The sequence below is a fragment of the Pseudoxanthomonas sp. SGNA-20 genome (assembly GCF_003931635.1).
In the GTDB taxonomy this organism is placed as follows: domain Bacteria; phylum Pseudomonadota; class Gammaproteobacteria; order Xanthomonadales; family Xanthomonadaceae; genus Pseudoxanthomonas.
In genome coordinates, this window is the sequence record NZ_RRYK01000001.1 from 1 (window position 1) to 19045 (window position 19045).

9 protein-coding genes and 1 pseudogene are annotated in these 19045 nt (G+C 70.2%); 2 read left to right on the forward strand and 8 right to left on the reverse strand.

Translation table 11 applies throughout. From position 1 onward, the window contains the following. The 8 genes and pseudogenes from EIM48_RS00005 to EIM48_RS00040 form a co-directional block, all read right to left on the reverse strand. Positions 1 to 150 (reverse strand): annotated as a pseudogene (locus EIM48_RS00005) (MFS transporter); the annotation flags it as partial. 63 nt (positions 151 to 213) lie between these two features. After that, positions 214 to 2631, reverse strand: a complete 2418-nt coding sequence (locus EIM48_RS00010) for a glycoside hydrolase family 95 protein (RefSeq protein WP_125110838.1) — start codon at positions 2629 to 2631, stop codon at positions 214 to 216. A 69-nt stretch (positions 2632 to 2700) separates the two neighbouring features. Beyond that, positions 2701 to 5568 carry a TIM-barrel domain-containing protein gene (locus EIM48_RS00015; RefSeq protein WP_125110839.1) on the reverse strand — a complete coding sequence of 956 codons (2868 nt, stop codon included), beginning with the start codon at positions 5566 to 5568 and terminating at the stop codon, positions 2701 to 2703. A gap of 54 nt (positions 5569 to 5622) precedes the next feature. Beyond that, positions 5623 to 7257 carry a DUF5597 domain-containing protein gene (locus EIM48_RS00020; RefSeq protein ID WP_233581635.1) on the reverse strand — a complete coding sequence of 545 codons (1635 nt, stop codon included), beginning with the start codon at positions 7255 to 7257 and terminating at the stop codon, positions 5623 to 5625. Positions 7258 to 7349: 92 nt separating this feature from the next. Next, positions 7350 to 9293, reverse strand: coding sequence for a sialate O-acetylesterase (locus EIM48_RS00025; RefSeq protein WP_125110841.1), 1944 nt, complete (start codon positions 9291 to 9293; stop codon positions 7350 to 7352). Positions 9294 to 9552: 259 nt separating this feature from the next. Then, positions 9553 to 12471, reverse strand: a complete 2919-nt coding sequence (locus tag EIM48_RS00030) for a TonB-dependent receptor (RefSeq protein WP_125108310.1) — start codon at positions 12469 to 12471, stop codon at positions 9553 to 9555. Between the two features lie 282 nt (positions 12472 to 12753). After that, a complete protein-coding gene (locus EIM48_RS00035) occupies positions 12754 to 15921 on the reverse strand; it encodes a TonB-dependent receptor (RefSeq protein ID WP_125110842.1) in 3168 nt (1055 codons plus the stop codon). 152 nt (positions 15922 to 16073) lie between these two features. Beyond that, the gene (locus EIM48_RS00040) at positions 16074 to 17063 is read right to left on the reverse strand and encodes a LysR substrate-binding domain-containing protein (protein ID WP_125110843.1); all 990 of its coding nucleotides are present in this window, start codon (positions 17061 to 17063) and stop codon (positions 16074 to 16076) included. A gap of 209 nt (positions 17064 to 17272) precedes the next feature. On the opposite strand from EIM48_RS00040, the gene EIM48_RS00045 reads away from it, so the two are divergent. Both EIM48_RS00045 and dgoD read left to right on the forward strand, forming a co-directional pair. After that, positions 17273 to 17899, forward strand: a complete 627-nt coding sequence (locus EIM48_RS00045) for a 2-dehydro-3-deoxy-6-phosphogalactonate aldolase (protein WP_019398766.1) — start codon at positions 17273 to 17275, stop codon at positions 17897 to 17899. Continuing rightward, positions 17896 to 19044 (forward strand): galactonate dehydratase, encoded by a 1149-nt coding sequence (gene dgoD / locus EIM48_RS00050; RefSeq protein ID WP_125110844.1) that lies wholly within the window; start codon positions 17896 to 17898, stop codon positions 19042 to 19044. Before EIM48_RS00045 ends, dgoD begins: the two co-directional genes overlap by 4 nt. Position 19045 lies beyond the last annotated feature (1 nt).

The window sequence follows — 19045 nt, forward strand, 5'->3', positions numbered from 1 at the left end:
ATCGACCGTGCCGTTGATCACGCCGCTGTCGTAGCCGAACAGGAAGCCACCGATGGTGGCCACCAGGCTGATCAGGATGATGAAGAAGGTGTTCTCGTTGCCGGCCTCGGCTTGCGCCGCGCCAGGTGCCGTGTTGCCAATGCCCGCCATCCGCGGTCCCTCCAGTAAGTGCTGGGCGCCGGGCAAAGCCCGGCGTGTGGTTTGTCGCGAGGCTCAGCCCAGGCGCACCAGCCGTGCGCCCCCGGGCCCCACCTCCGCCGCCTCACCCGGCTGCAACTCCAGTTCCAGCGGCTGCCCCCGGTATTCGAGCCGGAAGCGGCCGCCACGATGGGCCTGGAGCCTGGCCTTGCGCAACCGGCCCGCGTCCCATTCCAGCGCGACCTCGGCCGCGCCGCGGACGCGCAGGCCGGACACTCTACCGCGTGGCCAGGCCCGTGGCAGCGCCGGTAGCAGGAAAACCGTCCCGCCCCAGCTCTGCAGCAGCATCTCGGTGATGCCGGCCGTGCCGCCGAAGTTGCCGTCGATCTGGAACGGCGGGTGCGCGTCGAACAGGTTGGGATAGGTGCGCGCGGGACTGAGCAGCATGCCCAGCACCTTGTACGCGCGCTCGGCGTCGCGCAGCCGCGCCCAAAGGTTCAGGCGCCAGCCGATGCCCCAGCCGGTGGCCTCGTCGCCGCGCAGCTCCAGCGAACGCCGCGCCGCGGCCGCCAGCGCCGGGGTATCGCGCACGTTGACCTGGCTGGACGGATGCAGGGCGTAGAGGTGGGAGACGTGGCGGTGGTCCGGCTCCGGCGCTTCCATGTCCCAGTCCTCCTGCCATTCCTGCAGCTGCCCCGCCTTGCCGATGCGGTGCGGCGGCAGGCGTTCGCGCAGGTGCGCCAGGCGCGCGGCCAGGTCGGCGTCCACGCCCAGCATCCCGGCGATGGCGATGCAGCGGTCGAACAGGTCGCGCAGGATCTGCGCGTCCATGGACGGGCCGGCGCACAGGCTGGCGCCATGCGGATGCGGATTCTCCGGCGACAGCGAGGGCGCGGTGACCATCGCTCCGGTCCGCGGGTCCTCCACCAGGGTCGCGGCGAAGAACTCGGCCGCGCCGCGGAACAGCGGCCATACCTGCTCCAGGTAGCCCGGCTCGCGGCCGTAGTCCCAGCGGTCCCACAGGTGCTGCAGCAGCCAGGCCCCGCCCAACGGCCACAGCCCCCACTGCGCGCCGTCGATCGGTGCGGCCTGGCGCCACAGGTCGGTGTTGTGGTGCGCCACCCAGCCCGGCGCGCCGTACATGCGCCGGGCCACGTCCGCGCCGGTCTGCGCCAGCTCGGCGACCATGCGCTGCAGCGGCTCCACGCATTCCGGCAGCGCGTTGGCCTCGGCCGGCCAGTAGTTCATCTGGGTGTTGATGTTGATCGTGTACTTGCTCTCCCACGGCGGGGCGAGCAGGTCGTTCCAGATGCCCTGCAGGTTGGCCGGCTGGGTGCCCGGGCGCGAGCTGCAGATCAGCAGGTAGCGGCCGAACTGGTGGTACAGCGCCGCCAGTTCCGGGTCGTTGTCCTCGGCGAAGCGGGCCACGCGCTCGTCGGTGGGCAGTGCCGCCAGCTCCCCTGCGCTGCGCCCCAGGTCGATGGCCACGCGCCGGAACAGGCGCTGGTGCCCGGCCTCGTGCGCGGCCAGCAATGCATCCCACGGCTTGCGCGCCGCCGCATCGAGCTGCGCGCGGGTGATCGCCTCCGGGTCGCCACCAATGTCGTCGTAGCGGCGGAAGCTGGTGGCGGCCGCCAGCAACAGCACCACCTCGTCGGCCCCGTCGACCTCGATGCGCTCGCCACGCCAGCGCAACCTGCCGCCGCTGGCCAGCACCTTCAGCCGCGCAGCGAAGCGCAGGCCACCCTCGATGCCGAAGGCGTCGCCATTGCGCCCGCGCAGCAGCAGGCCGTCGCCGCCGTCATGCACCGCTTCGGCCTCGGCGTGGTCGCTGTCCAGGCCGATGCGCACCCGCACCCGACCCGGCTGGCTGGTGGCCAGGCGCACGGCCAGGCACTGGTCCGCCGCGGAAACGAAGGCCTGGCGGGTGTGCTGCAGCTGCCAGCCGGAACCGAAGGTGGTGGTGGCCAGGGCGCGGTCCAGGTCCAGCTCGCGCCGGTAGTCGTCCAGGTCGGAGATCTCGGGGAAATCCAGGCGCAGGTCGCCCAGCGGCTGGTACGGCATCTGCTTGCGCGGCCGGCCCATCATGGTCGCGTCGGCCAGGGCCTCGGCCTCGGCGTAGCGGCCGGCAAACAGCAGGCGCCGCACTTCCGGCAATGCCTGCAGCGCGCTCTCCGGCACCGGGTCATAGGGCTGGCCGGCGTAGAGCGTGTCCTCGTTGAGCTGCAGCCGCTCCGAGCGCCCCCCGCCCCACACCATTGCCCCGAGGCGGCCATTGCCCAGCGGCAGGGCCTCGACCCAGCGCGTGGCCGGCCGCGGGTACCACAGGCGCAGCGGACGCTCCGGCGCCGGCAAGCTGCCCGCATCCGCCGCCCCCGCGCCGCGCGATGCCGGGGCCGTGCCGCCGCCCGGCGCCGCCAGTGCCGCCGGCGCGGCACCGGCCGCCAGCGCGGCCGCGGTGGCCTTGATCAGTTCGCGGCGGGTCAGGCTCATCGGTTCGCTGCTCCCCTGCTGGTCCGGCGATGCTGCCGCGTGCCGGGCCGGCCGGCGCGCGGCAGCGCTTCAGCTGCGCGGACGACGCAGCGTGATCGGCTTGCCGGTGTAGTGCACGCTGGCGTCCGCCTCCGGTTCCAGCGCGCCGGCATCGGTGCGCGGGCCGTCGATCCAGCGCACCCGGATCTCGCGCGCGGCGACCATGCCCGGGTAGCCGCCCTGGCGCGCGCCAATCAGCAGCTCGCCCTTCGCCTCATCCCAGCGCAGCGGGATGCGCGCGAACTCGCCGCGCTCGTAGCCATAGTCGCGGCCGTCGTCCTCGTACAGCGAGAAGCTGCCGTCGGCGCCGGTGTAGACCTCGATGAGCAGCGGCGCGCCGGGCTTCTCGTCCACGTACTGCTGGACCACGGTGCGCGGCACGATCGAGCCGGCGCGCACGAACAGCGGGCTGCGCTCCAGCGGCGCCGCGGCGGCGACCTGCTGCCCGCCGGCATGGCGCTGGCCGGTGTGGAAGTCGATCCAGCTGGTTCCCGCGGGCAGGTACACCTGGCGCTCGCGTGCCTTGTAACGGGTGACCGGGGCGACCAGGAAGGCCGGGCCGAACAGGTACTGGTCGGCGATGTCGCGCACCTCCGGGTCGTGCGGGAAGTCCATGGCCAGTGCCCGGAGGATGGTGCCGTCGCGGTGCCAGGTATCCGCCGCCAGCGTGTAGATGTACGGCAGCAGGGTGTAGCGCAGCTTCAGGTAGTGCACGAAGCTGTCGTAGTGCGGCGTGCCTTCCGGCGCGAGCTCCCAGATCTCGCGGTACGGGAACTGGCCGTGCAGGCGGAACACCGGCACGAAGGCGCCGAACTGGAACCAGCGCAGGTTCTGCTCGCGCCACTCGTCCAGGTGCGCCGGGTCCTTGCGCTCGTAGCGGCGCTCGGGCGAGAACCCGCCGATGTCCATCGACACGTTGGGCGCGCCGGCCATGGATGCGTTGACCAGGCCGGAGATCTGCTCGCGCAGGTCGTCCCAGCGCGGGACGATGTCGCCGCTCCAGAAGGCGGCGGCGGCGCGCTGCTGGCCGGCGAAGAACGCGCGCGAGAGGATGAACACGCGCCTGTCGGGATCGACCTGGCGCGAACCGCGGTACACGCCCTCCGAGTGCGGCAGCGGATAGGCGTTGAAGTACTCGGTCGACGAGCCCAGGGCATTGGGCATGGTGCGCGCCTTGCGCTCGCCGACGTCGATGTTGCTGTGCAGGTCCGGCTCGGTGGCGTCCAGCCACCAGGCGTCGAAGCCCTTGCTGTTGAGCTTGGCATTGACCTGGCGCCAGAAGATGCCCTGCGCCTGCCTGGAGAAGGGGTCGTAGAACGAGTTGAGGTAGCCCTTGCCGATCCAGTCCAGTTCGCCGACCTCGACGTTGCGGCGGTACATGAAGCCGGCCGCGTCCAGCTCCTTGTAGTGCTCGGTGGTCGGGTAGAACTTCGGCCACACCGAGATCATGATCTGCGCGTGCTGGTCGTGGACGTGGCGGACCATGCCTTCCGGGTCGGGGAAGTTGGCCGGGTCGAAGTCGTGCGAACCCCAGGCGTCCTCCGGCCAGTACGACCAGTCGAGCACGATGGCGTCGATCGGCAGCCCGCGGCGGCGGTACTCGTCCAGCACGCCGGTCAGCTCGGCCTGGGTCTTGTAGCGCTCGCGGCTCTGCCAGAAGCCGTAGGCCCACTTCGGCAGGATCACCGCCTTGCCGGTCAGCCAGCGGTAGCCTGCGATCAGCTCGTCGGTGTTGCTGCCCGCGACCACGTAGTAGTCGATCATCTGCCCGGCCTCGGACCAGATCGACAGGTCGGAGGCCTCCCCGGCCGGCCGCGGGTCGCGGTGCAGCAGGGCGATGTAGGCCGGGTCGATGGTGTCCCACTCGACCCGCACCGGATAGCGGCGCCCCGGCTCCAGCTCCAGGGCGAACTCGTGGTGCCACGGGTTCCAGTTCTGGCGCCAGCGGTCGACCACCAGCTTGCCGTCCACGTACACCTTCACGTACTCGCTGTTGTACATGGAGAAGGTGTGGCGCCCACCGCTGGACGCCTCGATCGCGCCCTCCCAGGTCACCAGGGTGCGGCCGCCCTCGGCCTTGTTCTTCGCCTGCTCCGGGAACGCGGCCAGGTCCTTGATGTACTGGTAGTTGATCTCCGCCTCTCGGCGCTGCACCCGGACCTTGCCGTCGATCGAGTAGGTCGCGGTGAAGCCGCCCGGCCGGCCCTTGGCGTCGTACACCCGCAGCGACTCCTGCAGCGGGCGCAGGCCCTTCGGATCGCCGTAGCGGGTGATGGAGTTGTTGTCCCAGAGGATGCCGTAGTTGCGGGTGGAGACCAGGTAAGGGATGGCCTTGTCGATGTTGTGCTGGAGCAGCTCGACGTCGCGGCCCTTGAGGTTCATCCAGCCCTGCTGGTGCAGGCCAGTGCCGTACAGCGCTTCGTCCTGCGGCGACTGGAAGCGCTGGCGCACGCTGTAGTAGTCGCGGCCGTCGAACGTGGCCGGCTGGAACTCGCGCGCGCCGGGGCGCTCGGCCAGCAGCGGCTTGCCGTTGGCATCGAAGAAGCTGACGCTGCCATCGCCCAGGGAAACCTCGGCGGCAATGCCGGACGCCTTGACCCGTACCCTGCCCTCTTCCTGCTCGACCTCGAACGCCGGCGGCGCCGAGGGCGCTTCGGCGCGCATCAGGCTGGGACTGCGCTGGAAATCGCCGTCCACGTCGGCGCTGACGCGCACGATGCGGTCGGACACCAGCTGCAGGCGCACGTCGGCGGCCTGCGTATCGGCCGGACGCACGATCACGCCGTCAGCCTGGCGCTCCACGCTCTGCGCCAGCGCCTGCATCGGCACAAGCGCGGCCACCACGGACATGGCCAGCAGCGCACGCCGGGCATGCATGGACCTGTTGTTCTGCATCATCTTCGTTCCTCTCCCTTTGCGGCACCCGGGGACGGCGCCGGCATTGCATTGCACTCAGTAGGTCGCCAGCTTTACCCGCAGCAGCTGGGTGGCGTCGGAAAAATTGAGGCCGTAGTCGGTCTGGTCGCCGTTCCAGCGGCGGCGGAACTTCCACTGGCCATCGACGTAGGTGCCCTCGTCCACGTATTGGTAGATCTGGCGATCGGCCACTGCCGGGTCGGTCGCCACCAGGTTCACGCGCGCGTGGATGCCGGTGACCAGGAACTCGTCCGGCCCCAGCTGCACCACCAGCGCCGCGCCTACAGGCTCGGGATTGCCCGGTGGTTCGCCCTGGAACCAGAACTGCGGCACGCCGTAGGTGACCACCGCCTTCCAGCGCCCATCGATCTCCAGCGTCTGCACCGGTACGCCCGGCTGCTCGGCGGTTCCGTGCACCCGGCCGTCGAAGCTGGCCTGGGCGATCACGTCCGCGGCCGGGCCGACCAGCCGGTAGTTGAGCGCGAACGGCTCCAGCGCCTGCGCATCGACCACCTTCGCGCCCAGCGGGTAGTTGGAATACTTCGAGAAGTCGATGCCGAACGGCGACCAGCCGATGGCCTGGCGGCCCAGCGCGGCGAAGAAGTAGCGCGCGTACTCGGGGCGGTTGCCGGTCTCGGCCACGAACAGCGGGTTGTCCGGGCGCGCGTAGCGGTCCAGCACCGTGGTGTAGTGCAGGTACTCGGGCATGTAGATGTCCGGCGCCAGCAGGTCGATGTGCGGCGCGGCGGCCTTGTAAACGTCCAGCACGTTGTCGGTGGGGCCGCCGCTGGCGTACTGGCCCGGCTGGCCGGGGTTGAACGGCCCGCGCAGCGCGGCATTGATGTACATCGGTAGCGGGTACTCGGCCTTGCCCGCCTCGGCCACCTGGTCGATGAAGCGGGCGATGTGCCAGGCGTGGAAGAACTCGTCGGCGTCGGCACCGAAGACCTCGCGCCAGGTGCCCGGCGGCCTGCCCAGCTTCTCCAGCAGCGCCTGCGGCACCGGGCCCTCGAACGCCTGCTGCGCCAGCGGCGAGAAGTCGCGCACGCCGCCGTAGGTGCCCGGCTCGTTCTGCGGCTGGACCATGATCACCGTGCGCTGCGGATCGTTGGCCTTCAGGTGGCGCATCAGCTGCACGAAGGCCTTGCGGTCGGCCTCCAGGGTTTCCCGGCCGTGCGGCGACAGCGAGTCGAGCGTGCGTCCGTCGGCGGTGACCACGCGCGGGAAACGCCCGTTGTCCAGCTTCACCCACGCCGGGGCGTAGTGCGGCGCGTTGTTCTTCCAGGTGGCGAACCACAGCAGGACCAGGCGCACGTCGTGTTCGCGCGCCTGCGCCAGCAGGGTGTCGACCCAGGAGAAGTCGAAGCGCCCCTCCTCCGGCTCGACCTGCTCCCAGGCCACCGGCACCATCACCGTGTTCGGCTTCACCAGTTCGATCGCAGGCCACACGTCCTCCAGCGCCTGTGGCCAGTTGCTGGAGTTGTTCACCTGCGCGCCGAGGACCAGGAACGGCTTGCCGTCCACCAGCAGGGCGTGGCGGCCGTCGCGGGTCACGATCCGCGGGATCGGCGCTTCGGCGGCCTGTCCGCGCGCGACCGGCCGCTCGCCGTCGGCGCCCGCACCGTCCGCGGCATCCCCTGCCCCACGGTTGCCACAGGCGGCCAGCAGCATGGCCAGCGCCACGCCCAGCAGCGGCAGCACCAGGCCAGCCGCGCGGGCGCGCACCGGGTCCCGCCTGTCCGGTCCGCGGCGCCGCATCGTCCTCACCACTCCGCGGTACGGAACGGCGAAGCCGGCAGGCCGTCGCGACCGACCAGGCTGGCCTCCTGCGGATCGTCGCTCCAGCCGTAGCGCGCGCTCACCGGGCGGGACACCGCGCTGGCGCGGAGCACCACGGTATCGCCCTCGATCCGCGCCTGCGCCGGATGGAAGCGGCCGTCGGCGCCGGCCAGTTCGAATCCCCCTAGCGCGCCGCCGCGCGCGGCCAGGGCGCCGTCGGCATGGTCGAAATGCAGCACCAGCTCGCGCCCGCGCACCTCGGCGCTGCGGTACACCGGCCCGGTCCAGGCGATGTCCCGGTCGCCGTACACCTTGTGCAGGGCGATCCGTGCCAGGCGCTGGCCGACGGTGCGCTTGTCGCGCGGGTGGATGTCGTGGGTGTCGCCGACATCGGTGATCACCGCCTGCCCGGTGGCCGGCAGCGCCAGGGTCGCCGACTGCGATTCGCGCAGCGTGGCCCAGGGGCTTTCAAGCACCCGCCCCCGCGCGTCGAGCCGGTCGCCGCCGGAGTGGAACGGCGCCAGCTGCACCCACAGGAACGGCAGCTGCGGCGTGCGGAAGCCTGCGCGCCAGCCCTCGATCAGGCCGCGGAACTGGTCGCGGTAGCGGTAGGCACCCTCCGGGCTGGCATTGGTCTCGCCCTGGTACCAGATCACCCCGGCCAGCGCGTAGGGCTGCAGCGGATGCAGCATGGCGTTGTACAGCACGGTATCGACCTGGTTCTTGTCGTCGAGCATCGACACGCTCACCTGCGCGGTGCGGAACAGCCACGGCCCGCCCAGCGCGCGCGGCGCGCCACCCTGCGGCTGCACGAAGATCTCCGCCGGCGCACCCATGATGCCGCCGCCACCACCGTCGTCCTGCACCCGCACCGCCAGCGTGTTGCGGCCGGCACGCAACACTCCCGCCGGGACCTGGTAGACACGCGGCTTGTTGTAGGCATTGGCCGTGCTGCCGACCAGGTGGCCGTTGACCCAGGTGGTGTCGGTGTCGTCGATCTGGCCCACGCCCAGGACGATGCCGGCGGCCGCCTCGGCCTCGCTGAGCTCGAACGTGGTGCGGTACCAGGCCACGCCGTTCATGCCGTCGTAGCCCTGCGTTTCCCACGCCGCAGGCACCTGGATGGGCTGCCAGTCGCGGGTGTCGAGCGCGTCGGCGGCGAAGGCCTCCGAAGCCGGGTCGACCGGCTCCCACGTGGCCACGCGCTGGCGCACCGCTTCTTCCGCACGGGCCTCGGCGGCGCGGCGTTCGCGCAGCTTCGCTTCCAGCCCGGCGGTATCCAGGCCCAGCATGCCGGCGCTCATCCAGGCCTCGATCGAACTGCCACCCCAGGTACTGTCGATGATGCCGACCGGCACCTGCAGGGTGCGGCGCAGTTCGCGGGCAAAGGCATAGCCGACCGCGGAGAACGCGCCCACCGTCTCCGGAGCGGCCGCCTGCCACTGCCCGCCCTCCAGCTGGCCACGCGGCGTTTCCGCCCAGGACCGCGGCACCTTGAAGTGGCGCAGCTGCGGATCGCCGGCGCCGGCGATGTCTTCCCCGCCATGCAGGGCCTGCGCCACCGGCCACTCCATGTTCGACTGCCCCGAGGCCAGCCACACCTCGCCCAGCAGCACGTCGGCGATCCTGCGGCGCTCGCCACAGGCCTCGACCGCCAGCACGTACGGGCCGCCGGCGGCATGCGCCGGCAGGGTCGCCTCCCAGCGCCCGTCGGCGCCGGCGGTGGCACTGGCGCGCTGGCCATCAAGCTCGACCCGCACCTCGCAGCCCGGGCGCGCCTGGCCCCAGACCGGCAGCGGGCGGTCGCGCTGCAGCACCACGCCGTCGGAGAAGACCAGGGGCAGTTCCAGGGCGCCGCCCTGCGCCGCGAACGCGGCCGGCGACAGGGCGATCCAGGCCAGGATGGCAGGCACGATCCGTGGTGTCATTGCTGCAGTTTCTCCGTCAGTTCGCCTCGCGCCTGCCGCTCGCCCGGCAGGCGCAGCCATGGGTTCGCGCTCCGCCGCAAGGCGGGCGCACGTGGTCCCGGGCGGGTCGCAGGTCCGCTCCCCGCCGGGTCCTCGTGGGCCGAACGATACCGTTCCTTCCCCTCACCCGCGCCTCTTTGCCGCCAGGATCATGTGCTGCACTGCGCAAGATCCACGCCGCGCGACGTGGCCCGGTGCAGGCACGGGCACGACACGGGCATCAGAAGTTGACCCGCAGGGTGGCCGCGTAGCGGCGGTCGTTGACGTACCAGGACGTCACCCGGTCCCCGGCGCCGTTCTGTTTCATGATGGTCCGCTGCTCGGCGTTGTTGAGGTTGTTCATCTCCAGGCCCAGCTGCACGTGGTCGTTGATGCGGTAGAAGACCGAGCCGTCGAGCTGGCCGAAGTCGTCGCTGAAAACCGGCAGCTTCCACGGGATGCCGCCGTCCTCGCCGTTGTAGCCGTTGGGCCCGATCGACAGCAGGTACTCGCTGCGCCAGTTGTAGGCGAAGCGCACCTGCCACGGGCCGCGCTCGTAGAACACGGCGACGTTGTAGGAGTTCTTCGACAGGCCGTCGGCCGGCAGGTCGGCGAAGCCGGTGCCATCGGTATCCACCGGCTGGGTATCCGAATCCACCGGCACCTTCGTCGAGCTCTTGATGTACGTGTAGTTGGCGGACATGCCCAGGCCACCGAGCGGACCGGGCAGGAAGTCGAAGAACTGGTTCCAGCCCAGTTCGGCGCCCTGGATGCGTGCGGTGCCCACGTTGACCGGACGGGTGACCAGGTACTCGTACTGGTTGCCGTCGCGCCCGGGATAGGACTCCAGCCGGGTCTGGCGCCGGAAGTAGTCCTTGACGTCCTTGTGGAACAGGTTGATCCAGGCCATGCCGCCGCGGTCCGGATCGAAGTACCACTCGGCCGACAGGTCGAACTGGTTGGCCCGCATCGGGTCCAGGTACGGGTTGTCGTAGGAACTGCCGGACAGCTCGAGGTCGCCGATCGGCAGGGTGCCCTGCTCCGGCTCGGTCACGCCATCGCGGGTGCCCACGGTCAGCACCTGGTAGGCCTGCATGTCGCCGAAGTCCGGGCGGGCGATCGCCCTGGACGTGGCGAAGCGCAAGATCAGGTTGTCCACCGGCTCCCAGCGCAGGTTGAGGCTCGGCAGCACGTCGGTATAGGCGTTGCGCGCGGCGATCGGCTCGACCTCGCCCGCGCCCAGGTACGGCGCGTACGGCACGTCCGGGTACACCAGGAAGCCGTCGGCGGTGTTCTCGGTGCGGACCACGCGCACGCCGATGTTGCCGTCCAGCAGCGCGCTGTCCAGGCCGAACTCCAGCATGAAGTACGCCGCGTAGGTGTCTTCCTTCTGCCTGTTGGTGTACTCGCCGCCGACCTCGCGCTCCTCGAAGCCGCCGTAGCAGCAGCTGTAGTACGGGGTCGCCGCGTCGTGGATGTCCTTGTAGCTCGCCGGGTAGCCCAGGGCCGTGCCCAGCACCGGGGCATGGAACGCACCCGGGGTGTTGGCGCCGCCGCGGTAGAAGTTCCGGAAGGTGTTGAGGTTGACCAGGCTGGAATTGATCTTGTCGTTGAGGTCCAGGCCCGGCATCTGGTCGGACGGCAGCGCCCACCAGCTCATCCAGGTCTGGAACACCGGCTGCCAGTTGTAGCCGGTGTCGATGTTGGTGGCCTTGCGCTGGGTGGTGCGCACGCCGGTGCGGAAGCCCTTGAGGAAGCCCGCGCCGGCGAAGGCGTGGTCGAGGTCGGCGCGCCACGCCACCTCCTCGGCCACGTTGTCCACCAGGTCCTCCATGGTGAAGCCCCAGTAGTAGTTGGCCGGGTCCGTGGTGAACCCGGCATCGATGCCGATCCGGGGCACGCCGCCGAGGCCGACGTCGATCCAGGGAACGTTAACTCCCAGGGCCACGGTGGAATCCAGGGCGCGCGTATCGGCCTTGATGTACTGCAAGTCGGTGGCGAACCGGGTGCGGTCGCTGAGCTGCCAGTCCAGCCCCAGCGACAGGTCGGTGGTCCTGGACTTGCGGTGCGAGGCGCGGATGTCGGTGCCCATCGGCACGCCGCCGGCCTGGGTCAGGCGGCCGGAGCGGAAGACGTTGCCGTCCAGGGCGTACGGCTGGCTGGCATCGAGCACGACCTGCAGCGGATCGTTGGAAACGAAGATCGCGTCCTCGTACCAGAGCTCGTCGTACTTGCTCTGGAACGCGGTGCCGGTGACCTCGATGCCGGCGTCCGGGCGCCATTGCAGGGCCACGTAGGCGCCGTCGCGCTGGCGTTCGTAATCCAGGGTGCGCCAGTCCGCCCCGCGCGGCAGCCACAGCAGCTCGTTGCCGCCGTCGCCGTCCAGGTCGGTGTTGGCATTGGCGAAGAACGGGCGCACGAACAGGCCGTCGGTGCGGGTCGCCAGCTCCGAGCGCGCCACGTCCACCAGCAGGCCGAACTCGCCGGCCGAGGTCTGCCAGCGGTTGCTGTACAGCAACGAGCCGGACGGTTTGTATTCCTCGACGAAGTCGCCGTAGTTCACGCTCAGCGACGCGCTGACCTTGCGGCCGTCCTGGTCGAACGGCAGGCGGGTGCGCAGGTCGACCGTGCCTCCCAGGCCGCCCTCGATCATCGCCGCGGTCTGGTTCTTGTACACGTCCACCCCGCCCATCAGCTCGGAGGGCACGTCCTGGAAGCTGAGGTTGCGCCCGCCGGAGGCGGAGAAGCTGTCGCGGCCGTTGAGCTCCGAGCGCACCTGGGTCAGGCCGCGCACCGCCACCCCGCCGCCCTCGGCGGAGAAATGCTCCGGGTCGCCCACCGAGAGGAAGTGGTCGATGGTCACGCCGGGGATGCGCGACAGGGTCTCGGTGACGCTGCGGTCCGGCAGCGCGCCGATGTCCAGCGCGGTGACCGAATCGACGAAGGTGTCGGCGTCGCGCTTGATGTCCTGGGCCCGGTAGACCGAGCCGCGTATGCCGGTGACCCGGACCGCGTCCAGTTCCACCGCCTCCTCCCCCGCCTGCTGCGCGGACACGGGGCCGGACAGCGACAGTGCCACGCCAAGGGCCAGCAGGCTGCGGGCGGACGCGGCGCGGGCGGGCGACCGCGACCGCCGGTTGCGCGAAGAATGCTTGGACATTGCGTTCCCTCCCAGGACACGTGTGGTCAAGCATGGACGGTGGCGCCGTCCGTTCGGGTTGTCTGCGCAAGGCCGGCGTGGGGATATCGGCCTGCGGGTCCGGGAGCTGCGTGCGCGTCGGGGACCCGCGTCGCCCGAGCATAGGTTCGGGCAGGCATGCCCCACCAATGAAATTATCCCCGTGCAGGTATTCCCCGCCGGAATGGACAAGAAAAAGGCCCGCGGGTTTCCCCGCGGGCCTTGGGCTGGCTGCTTCCGCCGCGTGCGCGGCGGTCGCTCCGGTTACCAGCTGGCGCGCAGCACCAGCGAGTAGCGGCGGTCGTTCTCGAACCAGGCGCGGTTGTACAGCGTCTCGTCGATGAAGCCGTCACGACGGTAGCCACGCGGACCCATCAGCAGCTTGGTGGTGCTGTTGGTGAGGTTGTTGGCCTGCAGGCCCAGCTGGATGTTCGAGTTGATGTTGAAGAAGATCGAACCGTCCAGCTGGCCGTAGTCGTCGTTCCACACCGGCTGGCGCATCGCCGGCATCACGTCGCTGGAGGTCAGCAGGTAACGCGAACGCCAGTTGTACGCCAGGCGCATCGAGATCGGGCCACGCTCGAAGATGCCCATCACGTTGTAGCTGCGGCGCGACAGGCCTTCCAGCGGCAGGTCCACCGGGACCTCGGTCGGCGCGTTGCCGTCGGGGATGCCGACGTCGACGTTGGTGCCGCCCTTGCTGTCCACGAAGGTGTAGTTGGCCTGGATGCCGAAGCCCGGCAGGAAGTCGAAGAACTGCGAGTAACCGACTTCGAAGCCGCGGATCTTGCCCTCGTCGAGGTTGCGGGTACGGGTCATCACGTACTCGCGCCCGTCGATGATCTCGGTGCTGATGCCGGAGGCGAAGTAGTCCTTCACGTCCTTGGTGAACAGCGTGATGTACGCGCTGTTGGCCGGACCGAAGTACCACTCCAGCGCCGTGTCGAACTGGTTGGCGCGCATCGGCTTCAGCTCGGGGTTGCCGCCGCTGCCGAAGTAGCTCAGGTCGTCGAAGCTGCACAGGTCGGCTTCGTCGCGCAGGCCGTCGCGCATGGCGTTGGCGCAGCCGGCGGCGCTGGCGCCCAGCGTGATCCAGTTCTGCATCAGGCGGAACTCGGGACGGGCGATGGCCTTGGACGCGGCGAAGCGCCACTGCAGGCCATGGTCGAAGCGCACGCGCACGTTCAGGCTCGGCAGCACGTCGGTGTACGAGGTGCTGTTCTCGCTCTCGAACGGCTGGCCGTAGAACGCCTCGCGCACGGCCGGGTCGACCTGTTCGAGGTAGCCGGTGGTCATGTCCGGCATCAGGCCGCCGCCCTTGCTCGTCACGCTGGTCTTGACCACGCGCACGCCCAGGTTGCCGTCCACCGGCACGCCGAAGCGGTCGTAGTTCTCGAAGTACAGCGCGCCGTACGCCGCCTGGGTGCGCTCATGCTGCTCGTTGATCGCCGACGGCGAGTAGGCGATCGGACGCCACTGCGCGCCCGGGATGGCACCCAGCGTGTCGCGGACCTTGGCGATGTTGACGAAGTCGTCCCCGGCCGTCCAGAACTGGGTCGGCAGGTTGACCTTGCCGCCGAAGAAGTCCTTCAGCGTGTACAGCTGCGAGTTGCCGCTGTAGTACTGGTCCAGCCACGCCACCGGCGGGCGGCTCGGATCGGGGTTGCCCTCGATCTTGTTCCAGTCGTCGCTGATCACGCCCCAGTTGTAGGTGGTGTAGAAGCTGGTGTAGCTGCGGTCGGCCACGCGCACGCCGAAGCGGGCCATGCGCCACCAGTCGCTGTCGAAGCTGTACTCGAAGTCCAGGCGGCCGGCGCGCTCGCGACCCTCGTTGTCGGCCAGGTGGTCCATGGCCGAGCGCCAGAAGTAGTTCTCCTGCTGCAGCGCGAAGTTCGGGTCGTCCAGGGTGACCGACGGGTACTTGCCGGTCAGGTCCAGGGTGATGCCCTCCAGCAGGCTGGAGGTATGGACCGCGAAGTCGACGTTGTCGCTCTCGGCCTTCACGTACTGGAAGTCGGCGCGCATGACCAGCTTGTCGGTCATGTAGTGGCGCAGGCTGGTCGACCAGTCGGTGGTCTGCGAGGACTGCACGTTGTAGCGGTTGCCGGCCACGAACTGGATGCCCGGGCCCTTGTACATCGACGGGGTCTCGTCGTCCGGCGTGCCGCGCCAGCCACCGAGGCGGATCGCGCCCTTGAGGAAGCGGCCGTTGGCGTCGTACAGGAAGCGGGTGCCCGGCATCGGGATCAGGCGGTTGGTGCGGTCGGCCAGGCCGTCGCCACCGTCGTAGGCGTTGCCGTAGTGGTTCGGATCGCCGGTCCAGTTGGAGGTGTCGTTGGCCTCGCCGGCGCCGGCGTACTCCATGTAGTGCTCGCGCCAGGCCATGTCGTACTTGGACGTGATGACCTGGGTGGTGATCTCGGTGTCGTCGCTGGGACGCCACTGGAACACGAGGGCGCCGCCCTGGCGCTTGCGGTCGAAGTCGGTGCGGCGCCAGTTCACGCCGCCCGGCACGAACACGTGGTCGCGGTCGGTGCCTTCCAGCAGCAGGTCACGCTGGCTGTCGGAGGAAACCCACGTCTCCTGCTCCCAGTCGTAAACCCAGCCCTCGCCGTTGGGCAGGCCTTCCGGCTGTTCGGCCGGAGTGCGACCGCGACGGGAATACGGCTGGATCTGGATGCCGTCGGACTGGGTGGCCAGCTCGGAGTACGAGAGGTTGGCCAGGAAGCCCACCTCGCCGATGCCGGTCTGCCAGCGGTCGGAGAACAGGAACGAGGCCGACGGACGCGCGTCCTTGGCCTTGTCGCCGTAGTTGTAGTCCACGCTGCCGGCGATCTTGCGGCCCGGCTCGTCGAACGGCTTGCGGGTGCGCAGGTTGACCGTGCCGCCCAGCCCGCCCTCGATGATCTCGGCCGAGGGGTTCTTGTAGACGTCGACGCCGGCCATCAGCTCCGCCGGGATCTCCTCGAAGCTCAGGCCGCGGCCACCGTTGGCGCTGAACACGTCGCGGCCGTTGAGCTCGCCGCGGACGAAGGTCAGGCCGCGGATCATCACGCCGCTGCCTTCGGCCGAGAAGTGGTCGGTATCGTCACGCGCCGCGAAGCCGGTAACCGTGACGCCGGAAACGCGCTTCAGGGTTTCGGTGACGCTGCGGTCCGGCAGGGCGCCGATGTCCTGGGCGGTGACCGAGTCGATGATCTGCTCGGCGTCCTGCTTCAGGTCCTGCGCGCGCATGAGGCTGCCGCGCAGGCCGGTGACCTGCACCGTCTCCAGCTCGACCGCCGGATCGGAGCCCGCGTTGGCGTTGCTGTCCTGCGCGTTGGCGCCGGCGCCCGCCAGGACGATGGCCACGCCCAGGGCCAGGGCGCAGGGCTGCGGATACAGGCGCGACTTGGCGCCGCGGCCCGCAGCACGGTTCATGTGGTTCGACATCCAGTTCCCCTCCCAGAGAGTAAGGATTTCTTTCGGTTTTCAGGGCTTGCAAGAACGTCCCCCGCGGTCCGGCGGGAGTACGTGAAGCCGACGTTAACGGTACCACGTGACGCCGGTCAAGCATCGTATGGAACGCCGTTGCAGTTGTGACTTCAGGCTCCCCTTGAGGGCAATCCAAGCCTGTTGCGGGCCCCGGGGTAGACCGCGGCCGCCGCCGTGCGCAGGGCCTCGAGCACGCGTTGCGCGGCCGGCGACAGCAGGTGGCCGCGGCGGCGGATGATCCCGAACGACTCCATCCCCACCCCCAGGTCCAGCGGCAGCACCGCCAGCTGGCGCGCGGTCAGGTACGGGGCCACCGCCTCCACCGGCAGGGCGGTGAGCAGGTCGCTGGCCCTCAGCAGGTTCACCGTCACCGGCAGGGACGAGGTCTCCACCACGTTGCCCGGGGTCGCCAGGCCGTGCTCCAGGAACATGGTCTCCAGCCGCGTGCGCAGCACCGAGTCCGGCGGCGGCAGGATCCAGCCATAGGGCGCAAGGTCCGCATGCGTGAGCCGGGTGCGCCCCGCCAGCGGATGCTCGGCCCGCACGATCACCGAATGCGGCTCGTCGGCCAACGGTTCGAATTCCAGGTCGGCGCCCCCGGCCGGCTCCATGATCCGGCCGACCACCAGGTCCAGCTGGCCGTCCAGCAGCCGCGCCAGCAGCGGCCGGCTGTAGTCCATCTCGATCCGCACCAGGATGTCCGGGTGCTCGCGCTTGATCGCGGCCACCGCCGCCGGCACCAGGTTGGTCCCGGGGTTGACCACGGTGCCGATCGAAGCGCTGCCCATGCGTCCGTCGCGCAGCGCGGCAATCTCCTCCTGGGCGCGGCCGATCTCCAGCAACGCGCTGCGCGCGCGCCGGATCAGCACCTGGCCATACCAGGTCGGCTGCACGCCGCGGGCGTGGCGCTCGAACAGCGGCACGCCCAGCAGGCCCTCGATCTCGGCCAGCAGCTTGGACGCGGCAGGCTGGGTCATGCGTGCCGCCTCCGCCGCGCGCAGCACCGACCTCTGCTCCTCCAGGTGCAGCAGCAACATCAGGTGGCGGGTCTTCAACCGGGCGGGATTGGCCCAATGCGAGGCCGAGGGCGTGCGGTTCATTGGACGATCCTATATGTCCCGGGAATAGTTCGGATCGGAAATTTCATTTCCAAACATATCCCAGAAAAGCGAGCCTTACGCATGCGGCGCGCATGTTCCGGCCCCTCCCCCGCAATGCGCCGCCGCCCAATGGAGGACACTTTGCACCCCATAGCGCCGGCGCAGGCGATCGTGCGTAGGATCGCGCCACGCCACCGCGGAGCCTGCCCATGACCCCTGCCCCATCGCCGTTCCGGCTGCCGCTGGTGGCCATCCTCCGCGGGCTTCCCCCGGGGCAGGCGCCCGCCCACTTCGCGGCGCTGCTGGAAGAGGGCTACGACGCGATCGAAGTACCGCTCAATTCCCCGGACTGGGCCACCAGCATCGGCGAAGCCGTGCGCGCGCACGGCAAGCGCGCCTGGATCGGCGGCGGCACCGTGCTGCGCCGGCAGGAAGTGGACATCCTGCACGGGCTGGGCGCGCGCTTCATCGTCACCCCCAACACCAACCCCGACCTGATCCGCCACGCCGCCGCGGGCGGGCTGCAGGTGCTGGCGGGCTTCGCCACCGCCAGCGAGGCGTTCGCCGCGCTGGAGGCCGGCGCCAGCATGCTCAAGCTGTTCCCGGCCGCGACCTACGGGCCCGGCCACCTGCGCGCGCTGCGCGCGGTGTTGCCGGCCGGGGTGCCGCTGTTCGCGGTCGGCGGCATCACCCCCGATTCCCTGCCCGCCTGGCTGGCTGCCGGATGCACCGGCGCCGGCATCGGCGGCGAGCTCTACCGCCCCGGCCAGGCGCCGGAAGCCACGCGCCGCAACGCCCGTGCCTTCCGCCAGGCCTACATGGACCACGCCGCATGAAGATCACCCGCCTGACCACCTACCACGCCGCGCCGCGCTGGCTGTTCCTGAAGGTCGAGACCGACGCGGGCATCACCGGCTGGGGCGAACCCGTGGTCGAGGGCCGCGCGCGCACCGTCGAGGCGGCGGTGCACGAGCTGGGCGAATACGTGGTCGGCAAGGACCCCTCGCGCATCAACGACCTGTGGCAGACGCTCTACCGCGGTGGCTTCTACCGCGGCGGCCCGGTGCTGATGAGCGCCATCGCCGGCATCGACCAGGCGCTGTGGGACATCAAGGGCAAGGCTCTGGGCGTGCCGGTGTACCAGCTGCTCGGCGGGCTGGTGCGCGAGCGCATGAAGACCTACCGCTGGGTCGGCGGCGACCGCCCCGCCGACCTGGTCGAGCAGATCCGCGGCTACCGCGGGCTGGGCTTCGACACCTTCAAGTTCAATGGCACCGAGGAGATGAAGCTGCTCGACAGCCCGCGCGCGGTGGACCAGGCCGTCGCCAGGGTCGCCGCGGTGCGCGAGGCCTTCGGCGACAGCGTGGATTTCGGCGTGGATTTCCACGGCCGGGTCGGCGCGCCGATGGCCAAGGCCCTGCTGCGCGAGCTGGAGCCGTTCCGGCCGCTGTTCGTCGAGGAACCGGTGCTGCCGGAGCAGGCCGAGCACTACCCGCGCCTGGCCGCGTCGACCCCGATCCCGCTGGCGGCCGGCGAGCGCATGTATTCGCGCTTCGAGTTCAAGCGCGTGCTGGAAACAGGTGGACTGGCGATCCTGCAGCCGGACCTGTCGCACGCCGGCGGCATCACCGAGTGCCTGAAGATCGCCGCCATGGCCGAGGCCTACGACGTCGCCCTGGCACCGCATTGCCCGCTCGGTCCGGTGGCGTTGGCGGCCTGCCTGCAGCTGGACTTCGTCGCCCACAACGCGGTGCTGCAGGAGCAGAGCATCGGCATCCACTACAACCAGGGCGCCGACCTGCTCGACTACGTGCTCAACAAGGACGATTTCCGCTGCGACAATGGCCACATCCGCGCGCTGCCCGGACCGGGCCTGGGCGTCGAGGTCGACGAGGAACGGCTGCGCCACGCGCACGCCAACCCGCCGGACTGGCGCAACCCGGTATGGCGGCACGCCGATTCCAGCATTGCCGAATGGTAGG

What these genes read in the sequence shown, in the direction of transcription:
- EIM48_RS00025 (WP_125110841.1), bottom strand. Translation starts at nt 9,293, where the DNA reads ATGACACCACGGATCGTGCCTGCCATCCTGGCCTGGATCGCCCTGTCG.
- EIM48_RS00040 (WP_125110843.1), bottom strand. Translation starts at nt 17,063, where the DNA reads ATGAACCGCACGCCCTCGGCCTCGCATTGGGCCAATCCCGCCCGGTTG.
- EIM48_RS00015 (WP_125110839.1), bottom strand. Translation starts at nt 5,568, where the DNA reads ATGATGCAGAACAACAGGTCCATGCATGCCCGGCGTGCGCTGCTGGCC.
- EIM48_RS00030 (WP_125108310.1), bottom strand. Translation starts at nt 12,471, where the DNA reads ATGTCCAAGCATTCTTCGCGCAACCGGCGGTCGCGGTCGCCCGCCCGC.
- EIM48_RS00035 (WP_125110842.1), bottom strand. Translation starts at nt 15,921, where the DNA reads ATGTCGAACCACATGAACCGTGCTGCGGGCCGCGGCGCCAAGTCGCGC.
- EIM48_RS00010 (WP_125110838.1), bottom strand. Translation starts at nt 2,631, where the DNA reads ATGAGCCTGACCCGCCGCGAACTGATCAAGGCCACCGCGGCCGCGCTG.
- EIM48_RS00045 (WP_019398766.1), top strand. Translation starts at nt 17,273, where the DNA reads ATGACCCCTGCCCCATCGCCGTTCCGGCTGCCGCTGGTGGCCATCCTC.
- dgoD (WP_125110844.1), top strand. Translation starts at nt 17,896, where the DNA reads ATGAAGATCACCCGCCTGACCACCTACCACGCCGCGCCGCGCTGGCTG.
- EIM48_RS00020 (WP_233581635.1), bottom strand. Translation starts at nt 7,257, where the DNA reads ATGCTGCTGGCCGCCTGTGGCAACCGTGGGGCAGGGGATGCCGCGGAC.